The organism is Snodgrassella sp. CFCC 13594, from assembly GCF_001590725.1.
GTDB lineage: Bacteria > Pseudomonadota > Gammaproteobacteria > Burkholderiales > Neisseriaceae > Snodgrassella.
In genome coordinates, this window is sequence record NZ_LQXR01000112.1 from 1 (window position 1) to 297 (window position 297).

Annotated in this window: 1 protein-coding gene; it reads right to left on the bottom strand. The window is 44.8% G+C overall.

Going from position 1 to position 297, the window contains the following annotated elements; genetic code table 11:
• Window positions 1-267: autotransporter-associated beta strand repeat-containing protein (locus A2F46_RS11955; protein WP_197457684.1), on the bottom strand; the 267-nt coding region annotated here is incomplete at its 3' end.
• Between the last annotated feature and the right edge of the window lie 30 nt (window positions 268-297).

Below are 297 nucleotides of genomic sequence, written 5' to 3' on the forward strand. Positions count from 1 at the left end.
ATTGATAATGCCTTTATTTAGCTTGGTGCCGCCGCTGTAAGTATTGTTCCCAGTTAAAGTGGTGGTGCCACCACCATTTTGTAGTACTTGGCCTGAACCACTGATTACATCATCGATAATCAAACCATCATCAGATCGATTGAATGCTAAAACCCCGTTATTGGCAATATCGCCGTTCAAGTTGCCTGAAGTGCCGCCATTGCCGAGCTGCAACGTGCTACCACTATCAATGGCGGTATTGCCACCAAAGTCCGTTGTATCCCCCATTAAAATTAACGAACCTGCTTGAACATGAAT